We start from the raw sequence: 21866 nt of genomic DNA, 5'->3' as shown, positions 1-21866 counted from the left end.
CGGGGTCAGGCCCAGTCGGTGCCGTCGACCAGCACGGCGATCGCGCGCTGGAAGCCGTCGGCGTCGATCGCGTCGAAGCGGGCGGGCTCGGGGCTGTCGAGGTCGAAGACCCCGCGCAGTTTCCCGCCGGCGACGATGGGCAGCACCAGTTCCGAACGCGAGGCCGCGTCGCAGGCGATGTGGCCGGGGAAGGCGTGCACGTCCTCGACGAGCTGGACCTCGCGCGTCCGCGCGCAGGCGCCGCAGACGCCGCGGCTGAAGGCGATGCGCACGCAGGCGACCTTGCCCTGGAACGGGCCGAGCACGAGCTCCTGGTCGTTCGTCGCGTTGACGAGGTAGAAGCCGGCCCAGTTCAACGTCGGGACGGCGTTGAAGACCAGCGCGGAGAACTGCGCCAGGTTGGCGAGCCAGTCGCGCTCGCCATGCAGCAGGGCCTGGGTCTGGGCGACCAGCGTGTCATACGAGGCGCGCTTGGCCTCGGGGCTGGACATGTCCAGCAGCGCGGTGGGTTCGAAGCTCATGGGGCGGGATTGTGGCGGAGGTCATGCCGGGCGGTCGTCCGTCACGGCGAGAATGCGCCCCGTTTCAAGGGAGATCGGAACGATGAACGCACGAGGGAAGACGGCGCTGCTGGCCGTCGCGACGGGTTGGATGATGGCGGTCGGCGGTCACGCGCAGGCCGACGAGGTGAAGGCCGCGGCGATCCCCGCATCCGCGGCGGCGCCGGCCTCGCCGCTGCTCGGTCCCGATGAGCAGGTCGGCTGGGTGACGCAGGGCGAGTGGTCGCGCCGCTGGTGGGAATGGGCCTTGTCCTTCGAGGACGACCTCAGTCCCGTCGCCGATCGCACCGGCGTCCAGTGCGGCAATCGCCAGTCGGGGGACGTGTTCTTCCTCGCCGGCACCTACGGCACGGCCCGCACCGTGCGCACCTGCCGGGTACCGGCCGACAAGTACCTGTTCTTCCCGCTGATCAACTACGTCTTCACGCCGACGCGTACCGGCATGCCGAGCTGCGCGCAGGTCACGCGCGACGCCGAGCGCATCACCGAGGGCGCCGAGATGCTGGTGCTGGAACTCGACGGCGTGCGCTACGACAACCTGCGGCGCCATCGGCAGGCCAGCCCGGAGTGCTTCAACGCCTGGGCGCGACATCCCAGCGGCGCGCGGCTCTTCCCGTCGGCGTCGAACGGCTACTACGTGATGCTGAAGCCGCTCGCGCGCGGCCGGCACACGCTGAACTTCGGCGGCGCGTTGCCGCGCATGTCGCAGGCGGTCAGCTACACCTTGATCGTCGAGTAGGTCTCATCCCGCAAGCGCCCGGCTGACCGGGCGCGCCGGGCCGCTCAGCCCCACAGCGCCGGCTTGTTCACCATCAGGTAGAAGACGACGAGCACCGCGATGAAGGCCGGGTAGCCCAGGCCTTCCCACCAGCGGGCATAGCGCCAGTACAGGGCCGGCAGCGGCTGGCCGCTGGCGAGCGCCGCGTCGGCCATCCGCGACAGCCGGATCTGCAGCCACACCACCGGCAGCCAGCAGGCGCCCGCGAGCAGGTACAGCACGATGGACAGCGCCAGCCACGGCGTGTCCAGCGACCAGCCGGCGGTCATCGCCAGCCACACGCCGGTGAGCGGCTGCACGATCACCGCCGGCGTCGTGAACCAGAGGTCCGCGCGCTTGACCAGCCGCGCCACCACGGCCTGAGCGGCGAGCGAGCCGCTGCGGTTCGCGAAGAACAGGTAGAAGGCCGAGCCGAAGCCGGTGCCCGCCAGCAGCACGCTCGACACGATGTGCAGCCACTTGATCACGAGGTAGGTGTTCATCTTCTTTCCTCCAGGATTCTTGTTCTTCGAGATGTCCGGTGCCGTCAGGCCGGCGCGTCCTCGTCGAGGATCAGCAGCAGGATCGCCACCGGCAGGTTCTTGGTCAGGCAGCCCAGCGGGTCCAGCCACAACGTGGGCAGGATCACCGTGGCCACCGCCGTCATCAGCAGCATCATCCCGCCCGCCAGGCGGTACACCCAGCGTCGATGCCAGCGCCACATCGCCGCGCCGATCAGCAGGTCCACCAGCGCGCCCGCCACGATGACCGGCGCGATCCAGGCCTCGGGCGTCTGCGCGGCGACCATCAGGTCGCGGCTGCGGCCGTCGAGCTCGATCAGGCTGGCCGCGCCGGTGGCGAGCCACAGCGCGATCAGCCCCGCCCGCGCGACGACGCGCGTGCGGCGATGCCGGAAGTTCACAAGTCCGATGCCCATGCGGCCTCCACGAATCGTTCGACGGGGACCGCCGGCCGGCCGAGCACGCGCTCGAACGCGACGGCGTCGCCGATGTTGTCCTGCTCCAGCAGGGCCAGGCTCTCGCTGCTCCACGGCTGGCTGCTGACGTGGTCGCCCAGCCGGGCGCTCCAGCGGCTGGGGGCGTCAGGCAGCGGGATCACGCGCGCCGGCTGCTGTCCGCGCTGGCGCCGGAGTTCGCCGATGAAGGCCGCCAGGCTCAGCGCCCGCGGGCCGACGGCGGTCACGATCTCCGGCCCGCCGTCCTGCAGCAGCCGCAGCACCGCCTGCGCGACGTCGGGCACGGCGACGGGTTGGACCTGGGCCTGGACGGCCGCGCGCGGCAGCACCAGCACCGGCAGTCGGGCCAGGTTCATGAACAGCGAGGCGCTCGCGCCGCCGCGGCCGTAGACGATGCTCGGGCGCAGCACGATGCCGTCGAACCGGCCCTCGGCGCGCAGGCGCAGCAGCACCTCGTCCGCGGCGCGCTTGGTCGTCGCGTAACGCGTGGGGCTGTGTGCCACGCCGTTCGCGGAGATCTGGATCACGCGCGTCACGCCCGCGCGGGCACAAGCCTCGAACAGCGCCGCGGGCGCCCGGTGATGGACCGGTTCGAGCTGGCGGCGCGGCGTGTCGCGCAGCAGGCCGACCGCGTTGACGACGGCATCGAAGCCGGTGACGCGCGGCACCCAGAGGTCGGGGGTCAGGTCTTGCTGGAAGTCCTGCGTGCGGGAGTTCCCCTCGGTGACGGCCAGGCCCGCCTCGCGCAGCGTGCGCACGATGCGGCGACCGACGAAGCCGCTGGCGCCGCAGACCAGGACCGATCGGATGGATGTCGGGTTCATGACGCGTCTCCGGTGTCGTCGCGCCGCACATGATGCGGATGCGGGTGGGGGTGGTATTCGCAGGCGTCGTCGCGGCACGCGGCGCGTCCGGCTCGGCGTTCCGCCGCGCGGCGCAGGCCGGTCTCGAAGACCATGCGCACGATCGGCCGGGGAATCCGGTAGCGGTTGCGGGCGACGACCGGATAGGTGCGGTCGCACACGGTCCGCAGCACAGGCAGGTCCATGATCCGCGCGATCCATCCGAGCTGCGCGCCGCGGTAGGCGAGCCGAATCGCCTCGGCACCGATCGCGAGCTGGCCATCGGCGCGCAGACCGTGCATCAGGTCCATCAGCGCGGGCATGTCCGTGCCCGGCGGAAACGCCGAGAAGCCTGGCTCGCAGATGTCTACGAAGCGCAGCAGGCCGGCGGTGTTGCGCAGCATCAGGTTGTGCATCTCGCCGCTGCAGATGGGGCAGGCGCCGTCGAAGTAGAGGGTCAGCGGATAGATCGACGGATCGGGGCCGGTGGTGGGGGCCGCGGGGAAAACTCGCATGGTGTTCTCCGGTTTGTGGTCTTGTTTGATATTTCAGTAGAGACAGAAATTCGTGTTCAAAAAAAAGGGCGGGTCAGGACCCGTCCCCGCGCACGAAGCGCTGCACGCTCGCGCCGAGCTTGAGCACCTTCTCCAGCGTCGACGGCGAGAGCCGCATCATTTCCTCTGACCAGGCGCCCAGCGTCTGCATCAGGCGCAGGCATTCGCGCACGCGGTCCTGGGCGTCGGGCGATTCGTTCTGGAAACCTTCGTCGGCGACGAGTTCGGCCAGCATGCGCACGGTGGGATCGAACTCGCGGTGCTTGCGCTCGCGGACGATGGTGCGGAGCAGTTCCCAGACGTCCGCCGTCGTCTCGAAATAGTCGCGGCGATCCCCGAGCACGTGGGTCACGCGGATCAGGTTCCAGCTCTGCAGTTCCTTGAGGCTGGTGCTGACGTTGGAGCGGGCGACCGACAGCGTCTCGGCCAGTTCCTCCGCGTTGAGCGGCCGGCCGTGGAAGTAGAGCAGGGCGTGGATCTGCGCCACGGTGCGGTTGACGCCCCAGGCGCTGCCCATCTCGCCCCAGTGCAGGACGAAGCGGCGGGCGGTGTCGGTGAGTTCCATGCGCTGGACTGTAGCTTGACAGAAATTTCTGTCAAGACAGAAATTGCGTGTTCGAGAACTTGGATGACTGAAATCTGGCGCCGCGCGCCAAGACGGAACCGGCCGGCGGCGGATTCAGGCAATCCTCGACGAGTGCCACCAGACGGCACCGTTTCGATACTGCCGGGTTTGATTCGTGGAGATACCGGATGACGGCGAAGGCAGTGAAGCAGCGGCGCAAGGATGGCGAGCAGGCGCAAGAGCAGGAGGATGGACAAGCGCACGAGCATGAGCACGAGACGCCGCCACGGGACCAGGCGGGCGACGTGGACAGGCAGGACGTGCCGGTCGCTGTCGATGAGGAGGGGCAGGACTCGGTCGTCGTGGCGGCGGCAGGCGTCATGACTGCCTTCGCGGCATTGGGGGCGATGTCGGGGACAGGCGGCGCGAGGACGGCGGTGTTCCAGCCGCCGCCGTCGCGAGTGCCGACGATGCTGACCATTCCGAAACCGATGATCGCCGATGAATCGATGCCGTTGAACGCTCGGCTTGTGCCCGTTCACGAGCGAGTGCCCGAGGCGGCGGTGGATGCCAGGGCAGACGTCGACGCGTCACCGGTTCCGACGATCGCGCCAGAGCTTGAGCTCACGCCTCCGACAGTGCTTCCACCATCCGAGTCCGCAGCTGCGTCCGACGCAGAATCCGAGTCCGACCGCAAGCCCGAGCAAGTTCACGCACCCGTGCCAGCAGCCGAGCGCGAGCACGAGCACGAGCACGAGCACGAGCACGAGCAGGTGGATGTGGATGAGGCGGGCAGAGACGAGGGGGAGGAGAGCCACGAGAGCGACGAATTCGATGAGCGCGACGACAGCCCGACGCCGATCGAGGTCGCGGGCCTTCTCCGACTGAGCCTGCAGAACGACACGGGCTTGACCGATTCGCAAAGGAAGGACTTCGTCACCTCCGATGCCACAGTGAGGGTTGACGGCGTGACCGAGGACCACGACAAGGTCGAGTACCGCATTGATGAGGGGCCCTGGATGCTGCTTGGGGATGAGCACGTCATTCACGAAGCGCAGTTTCAGGGCGATGGCGTGAAGCGGGTCGACGTCCGGTCTTTCGATTCGCACGGAGGTCCCTTGTCAGCGGACAGCCTCCACTTCGAGCTGGACACGACGGGGCCAGTGCCACTTACCCATCAAGTCATGCATCCAATGGGAAGGGTGAACGAGGCCGGTGATCCGGAACCCGATGGCAGCTTTTGGCTCACGAAAGACGCGCAGGTAAAGCTGCTCGGATTGGAGGACGGGGCCATGTGGGCAGCCCATCAGTACACAGCGAAGGGTACGCGTCAGGTTGCCGGGGAATCAGCCGAGGGCCAGGACAGCATGCTCACGGAGCGCTTTTTCAAGGAAGGCCCGCAACTTTTCGTCGTGGGCGTCACCGATCGGGCAGGCAACTCGGGAGCCTACAACGGCGCGTCCCTCAAGTTGCAAGGCCTTTGGTTGGACACGACGCCGCCACCGGCCCCGCAGTGGTCGTCCATTGGCGAGGCCCTGGGCGTCGAACAGTTCCAGCTCGACAATCTCGAGCGACATGCGCATCTGGAGCATCGTCGGGACGAGCATTCGGACTGGCAGCGCGTGCGGGAGGGCGTGCTGACAGGACCGATGGAGGTCCGGCAAGTCGACCTCGCGGGGAATTCCAGCCTGGAGTCCGCTCGGCTTGGGATCAATCAGATCCTGACGATCGGTGCAGCGAGGTCTGATCCGGCGTCGCTCCCGGATCGGGAGGAGACCCATGCCGAGAGCCTTGCCCCCCTTCGACTCCGCCTGTTGAACGACACCGGCGTCACCGAGGAGCAGAGGTCCGATCTCATCACCCGCAATGCCACCGTGTGGGTCGAAGGGGTCGATTCAGAACATGGGCAGCAGGCGCAATACCGGATCGATGCCGGGGAATGGCGTCCTCTCGGGGAGAGGGACCTCATCAGCGACGCGGATTTCCCGGGGGATGGTGCGAAGCAGGTGGACGTGCGAACCCTGGATCCGGATGGCCGTCCCCGGTCGGAGGCGAGCTTGGCGTTCAAGGTGGACAGAGGCAACGACGAGCCGAATTCTCTGACCGTCGTCCACGATCGAGGGCTGGTGTTCGACGCAACGCCGGAGGGGTGGCGGGAGAACTATGTGTTGACCAATCAGCCGCTCGTGCGAATCAGCGGTATCGAGCCTGGCGCCCGTTTTCGTGTCTGGCAGTCCGATCCCCATACCCACAGGGATATCTCGGGAGACGATGGCGTCGAAGGCAGCGGCGAGCTCATTCCGGAAGGGGCGTTCCGGGAAGGGGGACAGACCATCCGGGTCAAACTGTATGACAGCGCGGACAACATCAGCCAGGAAGCTCGCTTGGTGTCCGTCTGGCTGGACACCACGCCTCCGCCTGCGCCGGAGTTTCTCAGCCGGCCCACCGAATGGGGCCACGAAACGATGCTGGCCACCAATCGCGAACACGACAGCCACTTCCAGTACCGAGGGAAGGGGGGCGGCGAATGGACGACCGCCCGCTTTGGCGAAAGCATCCTGGGGCCGGTCGAAGTGCGCCAGGTCGACCGCGCGGGAAATCCGAGCCAGGCCTCCGATCTGTCCGCCAACCAGCAGCTTCTTGTCGCTCACAAGACCGCGCCGCCGGAGGCGCCACAGTTCAAGCTCAGTGGGGACGACGACATCCTGATCCCTGCCAACCTCGAAGAGGGCGGCGTTCTCGATTACCGCGTCGACGGCGTCGGTCGTTGGAAAATGCTTGGCGAGGGCAAAGTCGTCGTCGGGCCCGCGGAGGTCCGCCAGAGGGACCAGGACGGCAATGTCAGCCAGGACAGCTTTTTCCTGGCACCTGACGTTCCGCTTTCAATGCCGATGCCCTCGAGCACCGTCCTGTGAACGTCTGAGGCTGCCGAGGGCGCCCAGCCAGGTGTCGACAGGTCCGGCCAGCCACGCGCGAGCCGCTTCCGACTGTTTGAGTTGCTGGTCCAGGAACGCCACGCTGACCTGTTGCGCGGCCGTCATGCCGAGCTGCTGCTCGTGCAACTGCCGGTAGTCAGGCACGGCCGGGACCGGCGCCATGCGCGTCGGTCCTTCCTGGCCGCGTCCGCCGCGGCCGCCACCGCCTCGGCGGCCCTGGGGCTGCGACTGCGCCTGCTCCTCGGCGGCGCGGATCCGTTTCTGTTCGCGCTCGGTGTCCTCGGGACGCGGCTCGTTGCCGCCGAGCGCCGCATGGCGGACCTCGTTCGCGCTGAGGAGCCAGCCTCGTCCCGCCGGCATCGCGGCGAACGGCGCCTGGCGCCACTGCACGTCCCGCACCAGGCCGAGCACGTCGCTGTCGTCCGGCCCCGTCAGGCCGAGCACCGGGATCGAGATGTCGCGATACCGCGCCGCGTCCGGTGAAGCGAAAACCTGGGGGCTGATCACGATCGCAGCCACCGGCTGCACCGTCTTCAGCGCCAGCACCGAGCCGTCGGATTGCCGCTCGCCCGCCACCGCCATCGCGGTCTGTGCGCCGAGTTCATACCCCGCAACGACCGTCTTCGACCAGTCCAGCGAGCGCCACGGCGGATCGCCCTGGCCTTGGCCCTGCCGGCCCAGCCGCTGCGCCTCGGCAAGCAGCTCGTCCAGCCGCGCCAGCCGCTTGCGCATCTGCGCATCGGCGTAGTGACGCCGACCCAGTTCGGTGAACTCCGCTGAGCGCGCCAGTTCCGATGACCAGGCCGTCGCGTCGTCGTCCAGCGCCTGCAGCGAGAGCACCGCATAACCGGCCGCCGCCCAGGCGCGGCGCCAGCGGATGCCGGCGGTGTCGGACTCGCCCAGGCCGGGCAGGTACACGACGACCGGGCGGGGCGTGGTCCCCGCCGTCGCGCCCATGCTGGCCGGCATCGTCAGGCTCACGCGCACGTCGTCGCCGCGGATCCGCCACAGGATCGGTTGCATCGTCACCGGCTCGCCTTGCGGCGCGTAGCCGCGGGAAGCGAACTCGCGTTGCTGCTGCTGTTCCTCGATGCGCGCCTTCGGCGGCCCGCCGCCGCAACCGGCGAGCAGCAGCGCCGAGCCAAGCACGGCAACGCCCGCGAGGGTCAGGGAGCGGGCGCTGGCGCGCGGGCGAGGACGGGTCGGTTCGATCATGGGCGGCGACGCTAAGCGGACGATGTAAAGCGGCGATTGCTGGGCGGCCTGGCACCTCGGAGGAGGAAAGACGGGCCTGAAGGACGGGCAAGAAAAAGCGACCCTGGAGGGCCGCTCATCATCGCCGCGTCGGAGCGGGTCCTGGCGATGGCGTCCGTGCGCTCAATGCGCCGGCGCCGCCACCGGCGACAAGCCCTCCGGGATGTCCGCGTTGAAGCGCTGCAGCACGTGCCGGCTCATGCCCTTGGCGAGTTCCTCCTCGCCGTAGAACACGGTGCCGAGCTGCTCGCGGCGCAGCAGTTCGGATTCCTCCTCGCCGTGGGTGCGCAGCACGATCTCGATGCCCGGGTTCAGCTGTCGCGCCGTGTCGGCCATCTGCCGCGCCTTCATCGAATCGGGCACCGCCACCACCAGCATCGCCGCGTTGGCGATGTGGGCCTGGACCAGCACCATCGGCTCGCTCGCGTCGCCGCTGACCGCCGCCATGCCGCGCTTGCGCAGCGCCTCGACGGTCTCGCGGCCCTGATCCGCGACGACGAAGGGGATGCCGCGCTCCGTCAGCGCGTCGGCGATGCGCCGCCCCACGCGACCGTAGCCGACCAGCACGACCTGACCCTCCAGGTATTGACGCTCGGTCGTCTGCGGCAGCTCGGCGTAGGGGTCGTCCCGCGCCTCGAGCTCGCGCGCGAAGGACGAGCGCGCCAGCACCCAGCGCTGCAGCGGCTGGATCATCGCGAACATCACCGGGTTCAGCGCGATCGAGATCAGCGCCGCCGCCAGCACCAGGTTCATCCCGGCCTTCGGCAACAGCCCCAGCTGCACGCCCAGGCCGGCGAGGATGAAGCTGAACTCGCCGATCTGCGCCAGGCTGGCCGATACCGTCATCGCCGTGTTCAGCGGATAGCGGAACACGATGACCAGCGCCGCCGCCGCGATCGCCTTGCCCAGCATCACGATCGCGACGACGCCCAGCAGGTGCAGCGGCTGGTCGACCAGGGTCATCGGGTCGAACAGCATCCCCACCGAGACGAAGAACAGCACCGAGAACGAGTCCCGCAGCGGCAGCGATTCCTGCGCGGCGCGGTGGCTGTATTCGGACTCGCGCATCACCGTGCCGGCGAAGAACGCGCCCAGCGCGAAGGACACGTGGAACAACTCCGACGCGCCGTAGGCGATGCCGATCGCCACGGCGATGACCATCAACGTGAACAGCTCGCGCGAGCCGGTCCGCGCCACCTGCCACAGCATCCACGGCAGCACGCGCCGCCCGACGACCAGCATCAGCACGACGAACGCGGCCATCTGGGCCAGCGTCTCGGCGATCGTGCGCCACAGCGGCGCGTCGGCGGAGGCGCCGGGCGCGGCGTTGCCGCCCAGCACCGTGGACAGCGGCGGCAACAGCACCAGGATCAGCACCGTGGCCAGGTCCTCGACCACCAGCCAGCCGACCGCGATGCGGCCGTTCATGGATTCGAGCGAGCCGCGCGACTCCAGCGCCTTCAGCAGCACCACCGTGCTGGCGCAGGACAGCGTCAGGCCGAACACCAGCGCCTGACCCGCCGGCCAGCCCCACCACATCGCCAGGCCCATGCCCAGCGCCGTGGCGGCGGCCATCTGCACGACCGCGCCCGGCAGCGCGATGCGCTTGACCGCCATCAGGTCCTTCAGCGAGAAGTGCAGCCCGACGCCGAACATCAGCAGCATCACGCCGATCTCGGACAGCTGCGCGGCGATGCCGACATCGGCGACAAAGCCCGGCGTGGCCGGGCCGATCGCGATACCCGCGAGCAGGTAGCCCACGAGCGCCGGCAGCTTCAGCCGCTCGGCGATGAAACCCAGGATCAGCGCCAGGCCGAAGCCCGCCGCCAGCGTCGAGATCAGGGAGACGTTGTGTTCCATCAGTGCGCCGCTCCCGGACCGGCGACGGCGGCGAAGGCCTCGCGGTGACGGGGGCCCTGCGCGAACGCGCCCAGGGCGGCGGCGATCCGGCGTTCCGCGTCCGCCGCGTCGGGTAGCTCGGGGCCGTAGATCTCCATCCAGGTCTGGAAGACCGGATCGTTGTCATGGCGCTGGAGCAGCCGCACCGGCTGCGCCTCACGCGCCTGTTCGAAGGCGGCCAGCGCGGCCGTCAGCTGGTCCGCATGGACGCGGTAGTAGACGTAGAGCTCGACCGGCGCGGTCGAGCGCGGAACAGGAGGGCGGGGAGGCGCGGCGGCGCGCGTCGGCGGCGATGCATTCATTCAGGTTCTCCGATGACGTAAGGCAGGGGACGCGGGGTAAGGACAGCGCCTTGCGCGCTGCCCAGATGCAAGCTGCCGGACTCGAGCGCGGCGAGCTTCACTTCCGCCAGCAGCAGCGGGCGGCCTTCCTGGCGGCCGAAGCCGGCGACCATGCCGGCGGGCTGCTCCGGATCGGCGCTGTGGAAGATCTCCTGGCCGGGCGTGGCGTCGGCATCGCTGCCTTCCAGCGCGAACAGGTGGGTCCGTCGCTTGATCGTGCCGCGGTATTGGCTGCGCGCCACGACTTCCTGGCCCGGATAGCAGCCCTTCTGGAAGTTCACGCCGCCCAGCAGCTCCAGGTTGAGCATCTGGGGCACGAACTGTTCCACCGTCCCCTGGCGGATCCAGGCCAGCCCGGCGGTCACGTCCAGGCCTTGCCATTCCTCGGGATCGATGACAGGCAGCGCCGGCGCCGGCGCGTCGGCGGGCTGCAGCAGCAGGAAGCGCGGCGTCAGGCCGTCATCGGGCAGGCGCGTGGCCAGCGCCTCGCGGCCGTCGGCCAGGGCGACGCGGCCCACGGACCAGACCGTCGCCGGGGCGGCGCCCGCTGCGGCCCCCGCCAGCCAGTCGCGCGCCTGCGCGCCGGACAAGCCCCACACGGCCCAGGCCGCGCTGTCGTCGCTCAGCTTGCACTTGGCGCGCAGCACGAACATCGACAGCCGCTTCACCGTCGCCGGCAGCACCTCGGCGGGCAGCGCCAGCAGCACGGTCTGGTCGTCGGGCTTGACCGCCAGCATCGTCGCCAGCAGGCGGCCCTTGGCCGAGCAGAAGCCCGCCAGCCGCGCCTGCGCGCCGGTCTGAAGGGCCAGGTCTTGCGTCAGCTGCGTGTGCAGGAACTTGGCGGCTTCCTCGCCCTGGGCGCGGATCACGCCCCAGTCGGCAAGCCGGACGGCGCCCAGCGCCGAGGACGGCACGGGCGGCGGAGCGTGGTGGAGGTCTTCGATCATGGGCCGATTATCATCAGCCCCCGCATTTCACGAAGGGCGTCGGGTCTTGTCACGCGCGAAAAACAGATCTCGCGGCACCGCGAGAAAAACGAAGAAGCAGTCGGGCCGGATCGGGCGCTGGCTGCTGTCCGTCCTGGTGGCGGGCGTGGTGCTGGTCGGCGGCGGCGCGGGCGCGCTCTGGTGGTGGCTGCAGGCGCCGCTGGCGCTGGAGAAGCCGGGCATCGAACTCTCCATCGAACCGGGCACGCCGCCGCAGCAGGTCGCGCAGGCCTGGGTCGCGGCCGGCGTGCAGACCGATCCGCGCTTCCTGTACGCGTGGTTCCGGTATTCGGGCCAGGCGAGGAAGATCCGCGCCGGCAGCTACGAGATCCATGCCGGCATCACGCCGCGCGAGCTGCTCGACAAGATGGTGCGCGGTGACCAGGTGCTGGAACAGCTGCGCCTGATCGAAGGCTGGAACTTCCGCCAGCTGCGCGCCGCGATCGCGGCCGCGCCGGCCTTGAAGCAGACCACCGCGACGATGACGGACGAGCAGATCATGGCGGCGATCGGCGCGCCCGGGCAGGCGCCCGAGGGGCGCTTCTTCCCGGACACCTACGCCTACAGCCTGGGCGTCAGCGACCTGACGGTGCTCAAGCGCGCCCATGCGTTGATGCAGAAACGGCTGGAGAGCGCCTGGGCCGGCCGCGGCGACGGCCTGCCGCTCAAGAGCGCGGACGAGGCGCTGATCCTGGCCTCCATCGTCGAGAAGGAAACCGGCGCCGCCGCGGATCGCGGCCTGGTCGCGGCGGTGTTCGTCAACCGGCTCAAGGCCGGCATGCCGCTGCAGACCGATCCGACGGTGATCTACGGCCTGGGGGCGGACTTCGACGGCAACCTGCGCAAGAGCCACCTGCAGACCGACACGCCGTTCAACACCTACACCCGCGGCGGCCTGCCGCCGACGCCGATCGCGATGCCGGGCCTGGCCGCGCTGCAGGCCACGCTGCATCCGACGCCGTCCAAGGCGCTGTACTTCGTGTCGCGCGGGGACGGCACCAGCCAGTTCAGCGAGGACCTGGCCGCGCATAATCGCGCGGTCAACAAGTACCAGCGCGGCCGCTGAAGCGACCGCGCTTCGCTTTTTCCGCTTTTTTCCCCATCCGGGTTCCGAGAGAGCACCACGCGTGAGCGGTCGTTTCATCACCTTCGAAGGCATCGACGGGGCGGGCAAGTCCACCCACATCGAGTCCGTCGCGCAGCACCTGCGCCAACGCGGCGCCGAACTGGTCCAGACCCGCGAGCCCGGCGGCACGCCGCTGGCCGAGTCGTTGCGGGGCCTGTTCCTGCACCAGGACATGGACGGGCTGACCGAGGCCTTGCTGGTCTTCGCCGCGCGGCGCGACCATGTGCAGCGCGTCATCGCGCCGGCGCTGGCGCTGGGCCAGACGGTGCTGTGCGACCGCTTCACCGACGCGAGCTTCGCCTACCAGGGCGGCGGCCGCGGCATGGACGTCCAGGTGCTGGCGACGCTGGAACAGTGGGTGCAGCAGGGGCGCCAGCCGGACCTGACCTTCTGGTTCGACGTGGACCCCGCCGTGGCGGCGCAGCGCCGGGCGCAGGCCCGCGACGCGGACCGGCTGGAGCAGCTGGATCTCGACTTCTTCGCCCGCGTGCGGGCCGGTTACCAGCGTCGCGCCGAGGCGGCGCGGGGCCGCATCGTGCGCATCGATGCGGGCGACACCATTGCGGGCGTCGCGGACCAGATCCGCGCGGAACTGGAGCGCCGGGGATGGTGAGCGATTCCTCCGTCACGGCCGACGGCGCCGCGGCCTTGGCCGAAGGCGGCCAGTTGCCGCTGCCCTGGCTGGCCGAGCCGCTGCATCAGGCGCTCACACAAGGCCGCAGCCATGCGCTGCTGCTGCAGGGGCCGGCCGGTGTCGGCCAGTTCGACCTGGCGCTGCTGCTGGCGCAGGCCTGGCTCTGCGAGGCGCGCACCTCGACCGACCAGCCCGGCTGCGGCCGCTGCCCGAGCTGCCACCTGCTGCGCTCGCGCTCGCATCCCGACTTCCAGGTGCTGCTGCCCGAGGCCTTGCGCGAGCCCCTGGGCTTCGGCGCGATGGACGCCGAGGGGGACGGCGCCTCCTCGGCCAAGGCCAGCAAGACCAAGCCCAGCCGCGAGATCAAGATCGAGGCCGTCCGCCAGATGCTGTCCTTCGCGCAGGTCAGCGCGGCACGGGGCAAGGCCAAGGTGGTCGTCGTCTATCCCGCGGAGGCGCTGAACACCATCGCCGCCAATGCGCTGCTGAAGACGCTGGAGGAACCGGCGGGGCTGCTGCGTTTCGTCCTGGCGAGCGCCGCGCCGCAGCAGTTGCTGCCGACGATCCGCAGCCGCTGCCAGCCGCTGCAGATGGCGCTGCCCGGCCGCGAGGCCGCGCTGGCCTGGCTGACCGGGCAGGGCGTCGATCAGCCCGGCGTGCTGCTGGACGCCACCGGTGGCCGCCCGCAGGAGGCGCTGCAGTGGAGCGAGGAGGGCATCGCCGCCAGGACCTGGCTGGAGCTGCCGCGCCGCATCGCCAAGGGCGAGGCCGTGGCGCTGACCGACTGGCCGGTGCCGCGCGCGATCGCCGCGATGCAGCGCCTGGTGCACGACCTGATGCGCATCGCCCACGGCGCCGGGCCGGCCTACTTCCCGCGCGATGCGTTGCCCAAGCTGCCGGCGGTGCGCGCCGCGCTGGACCAGTGGGCCCGGACGCTGCAGCAGGCGGCGCGGCACGCGGACCACCCGCTCAACGCCGGGCTGCTGATGGAGTCGCTGGTGGCCCAGGGGCAACAGGCGATGCGGCCGGCACGCTGATCAAGGCGGTAACCAAGTCTGACCCCGGGGCGCCGCGAGTAGACTTGGCGCCATGAGCGAACTCAGCCTGAAACCCATGAGCACCACGCCGCCCGCGTCCGCCCCCGTCCCGGCTCCCGCCGGCGGTGCCCGACCCAGCGTGATCCAGCTGGTGTTCAAGGAGAAGGGCGCCCTCTACGCGGCCTACATCCCGATCTTCTCGGAGGGCGGCGTTTTCGTGCCGACCACGCGCGACTACAAGCTGGGCGAGGACATCTACCTGCTGATGACGCTGCCCGAGGATCCCAACCGTTATCCGGTCGCGGGCAAGGTCGCCTGGCTGACGCCGGCCAACGCGTCGGGCGGCCGCACGCAGGGCGTCGGCGTGCGCTTCCCCGGCGACGAGAAGACCCGCGTGATCAAGCTCAAGATCGAGGAACTGCTGGGCACGGCGATCTCCTCGGCCAAGCCGACGCAGACGATCTGATCCCCGCAGACCGGCGGCACCGTGGCCGTCCCGCCGCGGCGTCGGCGCCGCTTCAGCGCCCGGCCACGAGCCCGGCGGAGTTGTTCCCATGTACATCGATTCCCATTGCCACCTGAGCTTCCCCGAGCTCAAGTCCCAACTCCCCGACCTGCTCGCCGCAATGGACGCGGCCCAGGTGACGCAGGCCGTCTGCATCTGCACGACGATGGAGGAGTTCCCCGAGGTCCGTGCCATCGCGGACGCGCACCGGCAGCTGTTCGCGACCGTCGGCGTCCATCCGGACAGCGACGAGGTCCATGAGCCCAGCGTCGACGAACTGGTCGACGGCGCCGCGCATCCGAAGGTCGTCGCCATCGGCGAAACCGGACTGGACTACTACCGCCTCAACGGCCGGACCGTCGAGGAGATGGAGTGGCAGCGCGAGCGCTTCCGCCACCATATCCGCGCCGCGAAGCGCACCGGCAAGCCGTTGGTGATCCACACCCGCTCGGCCGCCGAGGACACGCTGCGACTGATGCGCGAGGAGGACGCCGGCCAGCCCGGCGGCGTCGTGCACTGCTTCACCGAGACCATGGACGTGGCGAAGGCGGCGCTGGACCTGGGCTTCCACATCTCGTTCTCCGGGATCGTGACCTTCAAGAACGCGGCGGACCTGCGGGAGGTCGCGAAGATCGTCCCCGCCGACCGGATCCTGATCGAGACCGACAGCCCCTATCTGGCGCCCGTGCCGTACCGCGGCAAGCTGAACCAGCCGGCCTACGTGCCGCACGTGGCCAAGCTGATCGCCGAGGTCCGCGGCGTGCCGGTGGAGACCTTGGCGGCGCAGTGCACGGCGAACACGCGGCGGCTGTTCCAGCTGCCGGAGGCCGCCTGAGATGGCGGCCGGTTCGCTCCGGAAGACGTCGAGCATGGGCGTGTCGTCCGCCGTGGGCGCTGCCCTGGTAGGCCTGATGCTGGCCGCGGCGCCGGGGGCGACGGTCCTGGCGCAGGGGCGCTTCGGATCGCCGTCGCAGGCGGCGTCGTCGGACAGCTCGACATCGCCCGAATTGCATGTCGCCGCCCGCAACGACCACGCCAGCACGGTGATGAAGCTGCTGCTGGAAGGAGTCGATCCCAACGTCCGCGACAAGCAGGGCAACACGGCCCTGCACGTGGCGATCCGCGAGGAGTCCGGCAAGGCCTTCGAAGCCCTGCTGAAGAGCCCCGGCACCGACGTCAGCGCGATCAACCAGGCTGGCGAGACGCCGCTGATGCTGGCGGCGCTCAAGGGCCAGCTGGCGTGGGCCAAGGAACTCGTGAAACGCGGCGCGCTGGTCAACGAGCCCGGCTGGTCGGCGCTGCATTACGCGGCCGCCGGACCGAACGAGCATCTCGTGCGCTGGCTGGTGGAGCAGGGCGCCGACATCGACGCCCGGTCGGACAACGGGACGACCCCGCTGATGATGGCGGCCGGTTACGGCGGCCTCAGCGGCGCCGAGGTGCTGATCGCCGCCGGCGCCGACGTCACGCTGAGCAACGACCACAAGATGACGGCCGCCGACTTCGCCCGCCGCGCCGGCCAGGACGAGATGGCCGACAGGCTCGACAAGCTGGCCCGGGCGCGGCATCCGTCACGCCCGCGCACGTCGCCGTGAGGCGGCTGCTGGCATACCCCTAGGAATCCGTCTGACACGCGGTTTGGCCCGCCGCCCACTGTTGGCGGCGCGGGTCGGTCCCTACAGTTCATTCCATGCCGACACGGTGTCGGCGCCGCCCTCAGGCCCTCGCAAGCTGGCCCTCGGAATCAACTGAATCCCCCTGGAGACCGACATGCAGACCACGACCCAAGACTTCGCCGCCAACCCGTTCGCGATGCTGCTGGATCCCGAGCGCGTCGCCCACGAAGTGGCCGCCTCCGAGCGTCTGTCCCGTCTGCGCAGCCGCGTCTACCGCCCGCTGGACAAGCCGCTGATCGCGCATCGCGGCGCCGCCGACCAGGCCGCCTTCGACGAGGAAGTCGACGCCGCCGAGCTCTCCGAAGCGGACCTGCTGCCGCTGGACGATGAGCCGTCCGACGGCATCGCGCTGAGCGCCTGATCCCTGCCGGGGCAAGGAATCGTCTGCCGACGCGTTGTCAGCCCTGTCTGACTTCCGCTTCCGACAGCCGACTACACCCGACGCCCCGCGATCTCCCTAGCATGACACTCAGCAAGGTCCATTTATCGTGTGACCAAGCCCCACAGCCCTCCTGGAGACTGTCATGCGCCGCCCCCGAGTCCTCGCCATCCACGTCGCCAACGCTTCGCGCGTTTCCGTCGAGAGCCGCTGGCGGCTGACGGCGGTGGCCGGCTTGCCGGTCCTGGCGGTCGGCATGCTGCTGGGCCTGGGCGGCTGCGCCTCGATGGACGGCCGCACGGACGGCAACGTCCCCGGCGCCACGACCGGCGCCACTTCGGGTACGGCGCCCGCCGTCCTTGGCGGCAACCTCTGGTCGTCCCGGATGGAAGAGCGTCGCCAGGCGCTGGTCCAGGCAGGCGCCGGTGCGGGCATCAGTGTTGCCCGTACGCCGGACAACCAGCTCAAGCTGAGCGTGCCCGCCGATGTCTCCTTCGACATCGGCCGTTCCGAACTCAAGCCGGCGCTGCGCCCGGTGCTTGACGAGGTCAGCCGCAACCTGGACGACAGCGTCCGCGTGACCATCGTCGGCCACACCGACAGCTCGGCGGGTGATGCGGTCAACGGCCCGCTGTCGCTGGACCGCGCCGAGGCCGTGCGTGAGTACCTGGTCCATCACGGCGTCCGGCGCGGCCGGTTGCTGGTGGAGGGCCGTGGCGGACGACAGCCGGTGGCCAGCAACGCCACTGAGGCCGGGCGGGCCGCCAATCGTCGGATCGAGATTTTCCTGTCGCAACCCGCGTCCTAAGTTGTCTGCAAGAACGGGAGTTGAGTCATGAACGCCTTCTGCCCCCGAAATGTCCTCCGCGCGGCGCTGATGCCGGTGACCCTGTCGCTGGCCTCCGTCGTCCAGGCGGCACCCGCCGTCACCGCGACGCCGAGTTCGCTCGATGATCATGTCGAGCTGTCGGGCCGCAGCCTGTCGGAACGGACGCGCCAGCAAGCCTTGCGCGACACCTCGTCCGGCTCCCGCTACACGGTGACGCAGAGTGCCGCCGAGCCGTTGGCGACCGCCAACCAGTCCCCGGGCGCCGCCGGCTGGTATGGCCGTGCGCCGCAGGCCACGCAGACGATGTTGTGGGCCAGGCCCTTGTCCGGCAGCGGGCTCCGGCTGGGCGTCGGTGTGGAGCAGCGAGGCGCCGCGTTCGGCGGCGGGTTGTATGCGACGCCCTACCAGAACCTGCGCCCCGGCGCGGCCGGCGACGCCGGCGTGCTCGTCGGACTGGCGATGCCGACCGGGCCACGATCCCACGCCTTCGTGCAGACGCCGCTGATCGACGCACAGCGCGCCCAGATCGATGATCTGAACGTGCCGGGACTCAACAACCGCGATCAGCGTCAGGTGCGCGTCGGCCTGGCGTTCAACAGCCGCAAGCCGTATGCGGACCTTCGCAAGGGCTTCAAGATGGAACTGAGCGGGCAGTCGTCGCTGACCTTCCGTCCGCGGGGCGGGCGCGTCGGCGTGACCTTCCAGAAGATCTGGTGAGACGGCCGCCTTCGCGCGCCTCGTCCACCCTCCACGAAAGCCGGCGCGAGCCGGCTTTTTCGTTGCGGCCTCGCTGCTGCTTCATTGAGGCCTCGTCGGCGTCACCTTGATGCCGCGTGGTGCCAGTCGTCGACATCCGGTCTTCGGTCCCGCTGCGTGGGACCTTGGCGGGTCGGTAGGTCCTCTCCTACAGCGCATCGGTTGCGGCTCCGACGCAGGGTCGCGGTGCGGGACTGCCTCTGGCGGACGGGCCAGTCCCTAAAGTTCATTCCATCGCGGCACGGTGCCGCGCAGGAGAACCGAGATGCTGCACTACGCCGTCGTCTTTTTCGTCATTGCCTTGATCGCCGCGCTGTTCGGCTTCGGCGGCATCGCCGCCGGCGCCGCGAGCATTGCGAAGATCCTTTTCTTCGTCTTCGTGATCATGGCCGTCGTGACCTTCGTGATGAGCCTGCTTCGAAAGTGACGGTGCCGGATCCGACCGCCGCCGATTCACTGCCTCTCCCAACAACAAGCAAAGGATGACCATGAACAAGCACGCAACCACCGCACTGATCGCCGCCGCCCTGAGCCTGTGCGCCGGTATGGCGCAAGCCGCCAACTTCTCGAAGTCGGTCTACGACGGCGCCAAGGACGACATCAAGAAGACCTACAAGGTCGACAAGGACGGCTGTGATCAGCTGTCGGGCAACGCCAAGGACATCTGCGTCAAGGAGGCCAAGGGCCGCGAGGACGTGGCGCTGGCCCAGCTCGAGTACAACTACAGCGGCAACGCCAAGGACGAGGCCAAGCTGATCGAGGCGCGTTATGAGGCCCGCTACGACGTGGCCAAGGAGCGCTGCGACGACCGCTCGGGCGAGGCCAAGGACGTGTGCCAGCGCGAAGCCAAGACCTCGTACGAAAAGGCCAAGGCCGAACTCAAGATGAACAAGAAGGTGGCCGCGGCCGTCGATGACGCGGAGGAAACCCGCGTGAAGGCGGACTACAAGCTGGCCGCCGAGAAGTGCAACACGCTGTCCGGCGATGCCAAGGACGTGTGCGTGAACTCGGCCAAGGCGCGTTACGCCCAGCGTTGATCGGCGGAGCAATTCCACCCCGGCGGGGGGCGCCGTCGACCCGAGGTCGTTCGCGCCTGACGTTGCACCGGCGGATCCGGGCCCAGAACTCGAACATTGCCCGGATCCCCCTGTCGACACCACTGCAACGGCGCCCCGAGGGGCGCCGTTTTTCTTGGGGTCAGCCCGGGGCGGGGCAAGGTCAGGCGAGCCCGGCCTTGTCCAGTCCGAAGGCCTTGTCCTGCGAGCCGGGAATGCTCTGGAACGCGACGTTGAGGCGGTTCCAGGCGTTGATCGAGGACACCAGCCAGGTGAGGTCGGACAGTTCCTTTTCGTTGAACTGCTCGCGGACTTCGGCATAGACCGCGTCGGACACGCCGGACTCGGGGATGCGCGTGAGCGTCTCGGTCCAGAGCAGCGCGGCACGTTCGCGGCTGGAGAACAGCGGCGACTCGCGCCAGATCGCGACGTGGTGCAGGCGCAGCGGGCGCTCCCCGCCGATGACCGCCTGCTTGACGTGCATGTCCAGGCAGAAGGCGCAGCCGTTGAGCTGCGAGGCGCGGATCTCGACCAGATATTGCAGGGCGTGCTCGAGTCCGCCCTCCTTCAGGGCCATGGACAGCTCCACCAGCTTCTTGAAGGCGGCGGGCGACTGCTGCATGTAGTTCAGACGTGGGCTCATGGAAGGCTCCGTGTTGAGGAAGTGAAGGGTAGGTATCCACAAGACGGCGCAGCCGTCGCACTTGTGACATCGCTTTGCGCCCAAGCGCCGGTGTCGCCTCGCTAAACTGGCCGGCGCCCGCCCAAGAAGGCCTTGAACACCTCGTGCCGTGACCGCTCCAGCCTCCCCGTCTTCCCCCTCCTCCGGCGCCGCGCCGGTCCCCAAGACCAGCGTCTTCCGTCATCCCGGCTTCACGGCGTTCCTGATCTGCCGCCTGGCGGCGGTATTCGCCGGGCAGATCCAGGCGGTGGTCGTCGCCTGGCAGGTGTACGACCTGACCCGCGAACCGTTGGCGCTGGCCTATGTCGGCCTGGCGCAGTTCATCCCGATGCTGCTGCTCCTGCTGCCGGCCGGTGACCTGATCGACCGTTTCAGCCGCAAGCCGATCCTGGCGATCAGCTGGGCCGTGAGCGCGAGTTGCAGCCTGGCGCTGTGGTGGCTGTCCGGCCACGGCCACGCGGGCGTGACCGGGATCTATGCCGTGCTGGTGCTGTTCGGCTGCGCGCGGGCCTTCTCCGGTCCCGCGTTGCAGAGCCTGTTGCCGCAGATCGTCCCGCGCGAACAGCTGGCGCAGGCGATCGCCGCCAACAGCATGCTGCTGCGCGTGGCCAGCATCGGCGGTCCGTTCCTGGGCGGGATCCTGTACGGATTCGGTGGCTCCGGCCTGACCTATCTCGTCTGTCTGGCCTGTTTCGCGCTGGGCACCGCGCTGCTGGTCGGCGCCGTGCCGGTGCGCTTTGCCGCGCCGCCTTCGCCCGCGGGCGGCAACATCTGGCAGCGCTTCGGCGCCGGGATCCACTTCATCCGCTCGCGGCCCATCATCCTCGGCACGATCTCGCTGGACCTGTTCGCGGTGTTGCTGGGCGGCGTCGTCGCGCTGCTGCCGATCTACGCCCACGAAGTCCTGCATGCCGGTCCGGAAGGACTGGGCGCGCTGCGCAGCGCGATGGCCGTGGGCGAAGTCACCGCCGGTCTTTATCTCAGCCTGCGGCCGTTCAACCGGCATGTCGGGAAAGTGATGTTCGCGGCCGTGGCGGTGTTCGGCCTGGCCAACCTGGTGTTCTCGTTGTCGACCACCTTCTGGCTGTCTTTCGGGGCGCTGGCGATTGCCGGCGCGGCGGACATGGTCAGCGTCTACATTCGCGGCGCGCTGGTGCAGTTCTCCACCCCCGACGAGATGCGGGGCCGCGTCAACGCGGTGAACATGCTCTTCATCGGCTCGTCGAACGAGTTGGGGGAGTTCCGCGCCGGGAGCGCCGCGGCCGCGCTGGGGGCGGTGCCCGCGGCGGTGACGGGGGCCGTCTGCACGCTGGGCGTCGTGGCGGCCTGGGCGGCGCTGTTCAAGCCGCTGCGCACGGTCGACCGCTTCGAAGAAGCGACCCCGGCCGTCACGCGCTGACTGTCATCACGCCCACAAAGAAAAGGCGCGCCGACCCGGAGGGTGCGACGCGGCAACAGGGAGGATGCAGGGAGGGAGTGGCAAACGCCAGGCCCGCCTTGAGCGCAGGCCTGGGGGC

Annotated in this window: 25 protein-coding genes; 14 read left to right on the top strand and 11 right to left on the bottom strand. The window is 69.5% G+C overall.

Annotated features, from left to right (window positions below; all coding sequences use genetic code 11):
- Positions 1-5 precede the first annotated feature (5 nt).
- Positions 6-521 (bottom strand): GAF domain-containing protein, encoded by a 516-nt coding sequence (locus AC1VNM_RS10920; protein WP_377153995.1) that lies wholly within the window; start codon positions 519-521, stop codon positions 6-8.
- 82 nt (positions 522-603) lie between these two features.
- Between AC1VNM_RS10920 and AC1VNM_RS10915 the strand changes: the two genes are divergently transcribed.
- Positions 604-1299 (top strand): hypothetical protein, encoded by a 696-nt coding sequence (locus AC1VNM_RS10915; RefSeq protein WP_377153997.1) that lies wholly within the window; start codon positions 604-606, stop codon positions 1297-1299.
- 44 nt (positions 1300-1343) lie between these two features.
- Here the strand turns inward: AC1VNM_RS10915 and AC1VNM_RS10910 are convergent, their stop codons facing one another.
- The 5 genes from AC1VNM_RS10910 to AC1VNM_RS10890 form a co-directional block, all read right to left on the bottom strand.
- A complete protein-coding gene (locus tag AC1VNM_RS10910; RefSeq protein ID WP_377154000.1) occupies positions 1344-1820 on the bottom strand; it encodes a DUF2269 family protein in 477 nt (158 codons plus the stop codon).
- Between the two features lie 44 nt (positions 1821-1864).
- The gene (locus AC1VNM_RS10905; RefSeq protein ID WP_483106932.1) at positions 1865-2254 is read right to left on the bottom strand and encodes a DoxX-like family protein; all 390 of its coding nucleotides are present in this window, start codon (positions 2252-2254) and stop codon (positions 1865-1867) included.
- Positions 2236-3117, bottom strand: a complete 882-nt coding sequence (locus tag AC1VNM_RS10900) for an NAD-dependent epimerase/dehydratase family protein (RefSeq protein ID WP_483106931.1) — start codon at positions 3115-3117, stop codon at positions 2236-2238. Before AC1VNM_RS10900 ends, AC1VNM_RS10905 begins: the two co-directional genes overlap by 19 nt.
- The gene (locus AC1VNM_RS10895) at positions 3114-3650 is read right to left on the bottom strand and encodes a thiol-disulfide oxidoreductase DCC family protein (RefSeq protein ID WP_483106930.1); all 537 of its coding nucleotides are present in this window, start codon (positions 3648-3650) and stop codon (positions 3114-3116) included. The genes AC1VNM_RS10900 and AC1VNM_RS10895 overlap by 4 nt, the downstream gene beginning before the upstream one ends.
- Before the next feature lie 73 nt (positions 3651-3723).
- Positions 3724-4254, bottom strand: a complete 531-nt coding sequence (locus AC1VNM_RS10890) for a GbsR/MarR family transcriptional regulator (RefSeq protein ID WP_431104217.1) — start codon at positions 4252-4254, stop codon at positions 3724-3726.
- Between the two features lie 188 nt (positions 4255-4442).
- Between AC1VNM_RS10890 and AC1VNM_RS10885 the strand changes: the two genes are divergently transcribed.
- The gene (locus AC1VNM_RS10885; RefSeq protein WP_483106929.1) at positions 4443-7169 is read left to right on the top strand and encodes a hypothetical protein; all 2727 of its coding nucleotides are present in this window, start codon (positions 4443-4445) and stop codon (positions 7167-7169) included.
- Here AC1VNM_RS10885 and AC1VNM_RS10880 read toward each other — a convergent pair.
- The 4 genes from AC1VNM_RS10880 to ygfZ all read right to left on the bottom strand — a co-directional run bounded on the left by AC1VNM_RS10880 (position 7137) and on the right by ygfZ (position 11631).
- Positions 7137-8405 carry an alpha/beta hydrolase family protein gene (locus AC1VNM_RS10880; protein ID WP_483106928.1) on the bottom strand — a complete coding sequence of 423 codons (1269 nt, stop codon included), beginning with the start codon at positions 8403-8405 and terminating at the stop codon, positions 7137-7139. The two genes, AC1VNM_RS10885 and AC1VNM_RS10880, sit on opposite strands and share 33 nt — an antisense overlap.
- A 162-nt stretch (positions 8406-8567) precedes the next feature.
- A complete protein-coding gene (locus AC1VNM_RS10875) occupies positions 8568-10304 on the bottom strand; it encodes a cation:proton antiporter domain-containing protein (RefSeq protein WP_377154013.1) in 1737 nt (578 codons plus the stop codon).
- On the bottom strand, positions 10304-10645 hold the full coding sequence (locus AC1VNM_RS10870) for a DUF4936 family protein (protein ID WP_377154015.1): 342 nt from the start codon (positions 10643-10645) through the stop codon (positions 10304-10306). The genes AC1VNM_RS10875 and AC1VNM_RS10870 overlap by 1 nt, the downstream gene beginning before the upstream one ends.
- Positions 10642-11631: a CAF17-like 4Fe-4S cluster assembly/insertion protein YgfZ gene (gene ygfZ, locus AC1VNM_RS10865; RefSeq protein ID WP_377154017.1), complete on the bottom strand. Its 990-nt coding sequence runs from the start codon at positions 11629-11631 to the stop codon at positions 10642-10644. The genes AC1VNM_RS10870 and ygfZ overlap by 4 nt, the downstream gene beginning before the upstream one ends.
- Positions 11632-11740: 109 nt before the next feature.
- Here ygfZ and mltG point away from each other — a divergent pair, with 109 nt between their 5' ends.
- From mltG to AC1VNM_RS10810, 11 genes are all read left to right on the top strand, one after another.
- Complete coding sequence (mltG, locus tag AC1VNM_RS10860; RefSeq protein WP_377161862.1) at positions 11741-12736, top strand: endolytic transglycosylase MltG; 996 nt, start codon at positions 11741-11743, stop codon at positions 12734-12736.
- 61 nt (positions 12737-12797) lie between these two features.
- On the top strand, positions 12798-13409 hold the full coding sequence (gene tmk, locus AC1VNM_RS10855) for a dTMP kinase (protein WP_377154019.1): 612 nt from the start codon (positions 12798-12800) through the stop codon (positions 13407-13409).
- Positions 13403-14467 carry a DNA polymerase III subunit delta' gene (gene holB / locus AC1VNM_RS10850; RefSeq protein WP_483106927.1) on the top strand — a complete coding sequence of 355 codons (1065 nt, stop codon included), beginning with the start codon at positions 13403-13405 and terminating at the stop codon, positions 14465-14467. The genes tmk and holB overlap by 7 nt, the downstream gene beginning before the upstream one ends.
- A 76-nt stretch (positions 14468-14543) precedes the next feature.
- Positions 14544-14933 (top strand): PilZ domain-containing protein, encoded by a 390-nt coding sequence (locus AC1VNM_RS10845; RefSeq protein WP_088407064.1) that lies wholly within the window; start codon positions 14544-14546, stop codon positions 14931-14933.
- 88 nt (positions 14934-15021) lie between these two features.
- Complete coding sequence (locus AC1VNM_RS10840) at positions 15022-15807, top strand: TatD family hydrolase (protein ID WP_377154023.1); 786 nt, start codon at positions 15022-15024, stop codon at positions 15805-15807.
- 34 nt (positions 15808-15841) lie between these two features.
- Positions 15842-16567 carry an ankyrin repeat domain-containing protein gene (locus AC1VNM_RS10835; RefSeq protein ID WP_483106926.1) on the top strand — a complete coding sequence of 242 codons (726 nt, stop codon included), beginning with the start codon at positions 15842-15844 and terminating at the stop codon, positions 16565-16567.
- Between the two features lie 175 nt (positions 16568-16742).
- A complete protein-coding gene (locus AC1VNM_RS10830; protein ID WP_377154027.1) occupies positions 16743-17009 on the top strand; it encodes a hypothetical protein in 267 nt (88 codons plus the stop codon).
- Between the two features lie 163 nt (positions 17010-17172).
- A complete protein-coding gene (locus tag AC1VNM_RS10825; RefSeq protein WP_483106925.1) occupies positions 17173-17835 on the top strand; it encodes an OmpA family protein in 663 nt (220 codons plus the stop codon).
- A gap of 27 nt (positions 17836-17862) precedes the next feature.
- Positions 17863-18573, top strand: a complete 711-nt coding sequence (locus AC1VNM_RS10820; protein ID WP_377154032.1) for a hypothetical protein — start codon at positions 17863-17865, stop codon at positions 18571-18573.
- Between the two features lie 304 nt (positions 18574-18877).
- Positions 18878-19039, top strand: coding sequence for a DUF1328 domain-containing protein (locus AC1VNM_RS10815; RefSeq protein ID WP_067270282.1), 162 nt, complete (start codon positions 18878-18880; stop codon positions 19037-19039).
- A gap of 61 nt (positions 19040-19100) precedes the next feature.
- On the top strand, positions 19101-19649 hold the full coding sequence (locus tag AC1VNM_RS10810; protein WP_431104203.1) for a hypothetical protein: 549 nt from the start codon (positions 19101-19103) through the stop codon (positions 19647-19649).
- Between the two features lie 181 nt (positions 19650-19830).
- Here the strand turns inward: AC1VNM_RS10810 and AC1VNM_RS10805 are convergent, their stop codons facing one another.
- On the bottom strand, positions 19831-20310 hold the full coding sequence (locus AC1VNM_RS10805; protein WP_483106924.1) for a carboxymuconolactone decarboxylase family protein: 480 nt from the start codon (positions 20308-20310) through the stop codon (positions 19831-19833).
- A 148-nt stretch (positions 20311-20458) separates the two neighbouring features.
- Here AC1VNM_RS10805 and AC1VNM_RS10800 point away from each other — a divergent pair, with 148 nt between their 5' ends.
- Positions 20459-21748 carry an MFS transporter gene (locus AC1VNM_RS10800; RefSeq protein ID WP_483106923.1) on the top strand — a complete coding sequence of 430 codons (1290 nt, stop codon included), beginning with the start codon at positions 20459-20461 and terminating at the stop codon, positions 21746-21748.
- Positions 21749-21866: the final 118 nt, after the last annotated feature.

The organism is Mitsuaria sp. MSU3D (assembly GCF_056867975.1).
This window is presented reverse-complemented; position numbering and strand designations above follow the sequence as displayed.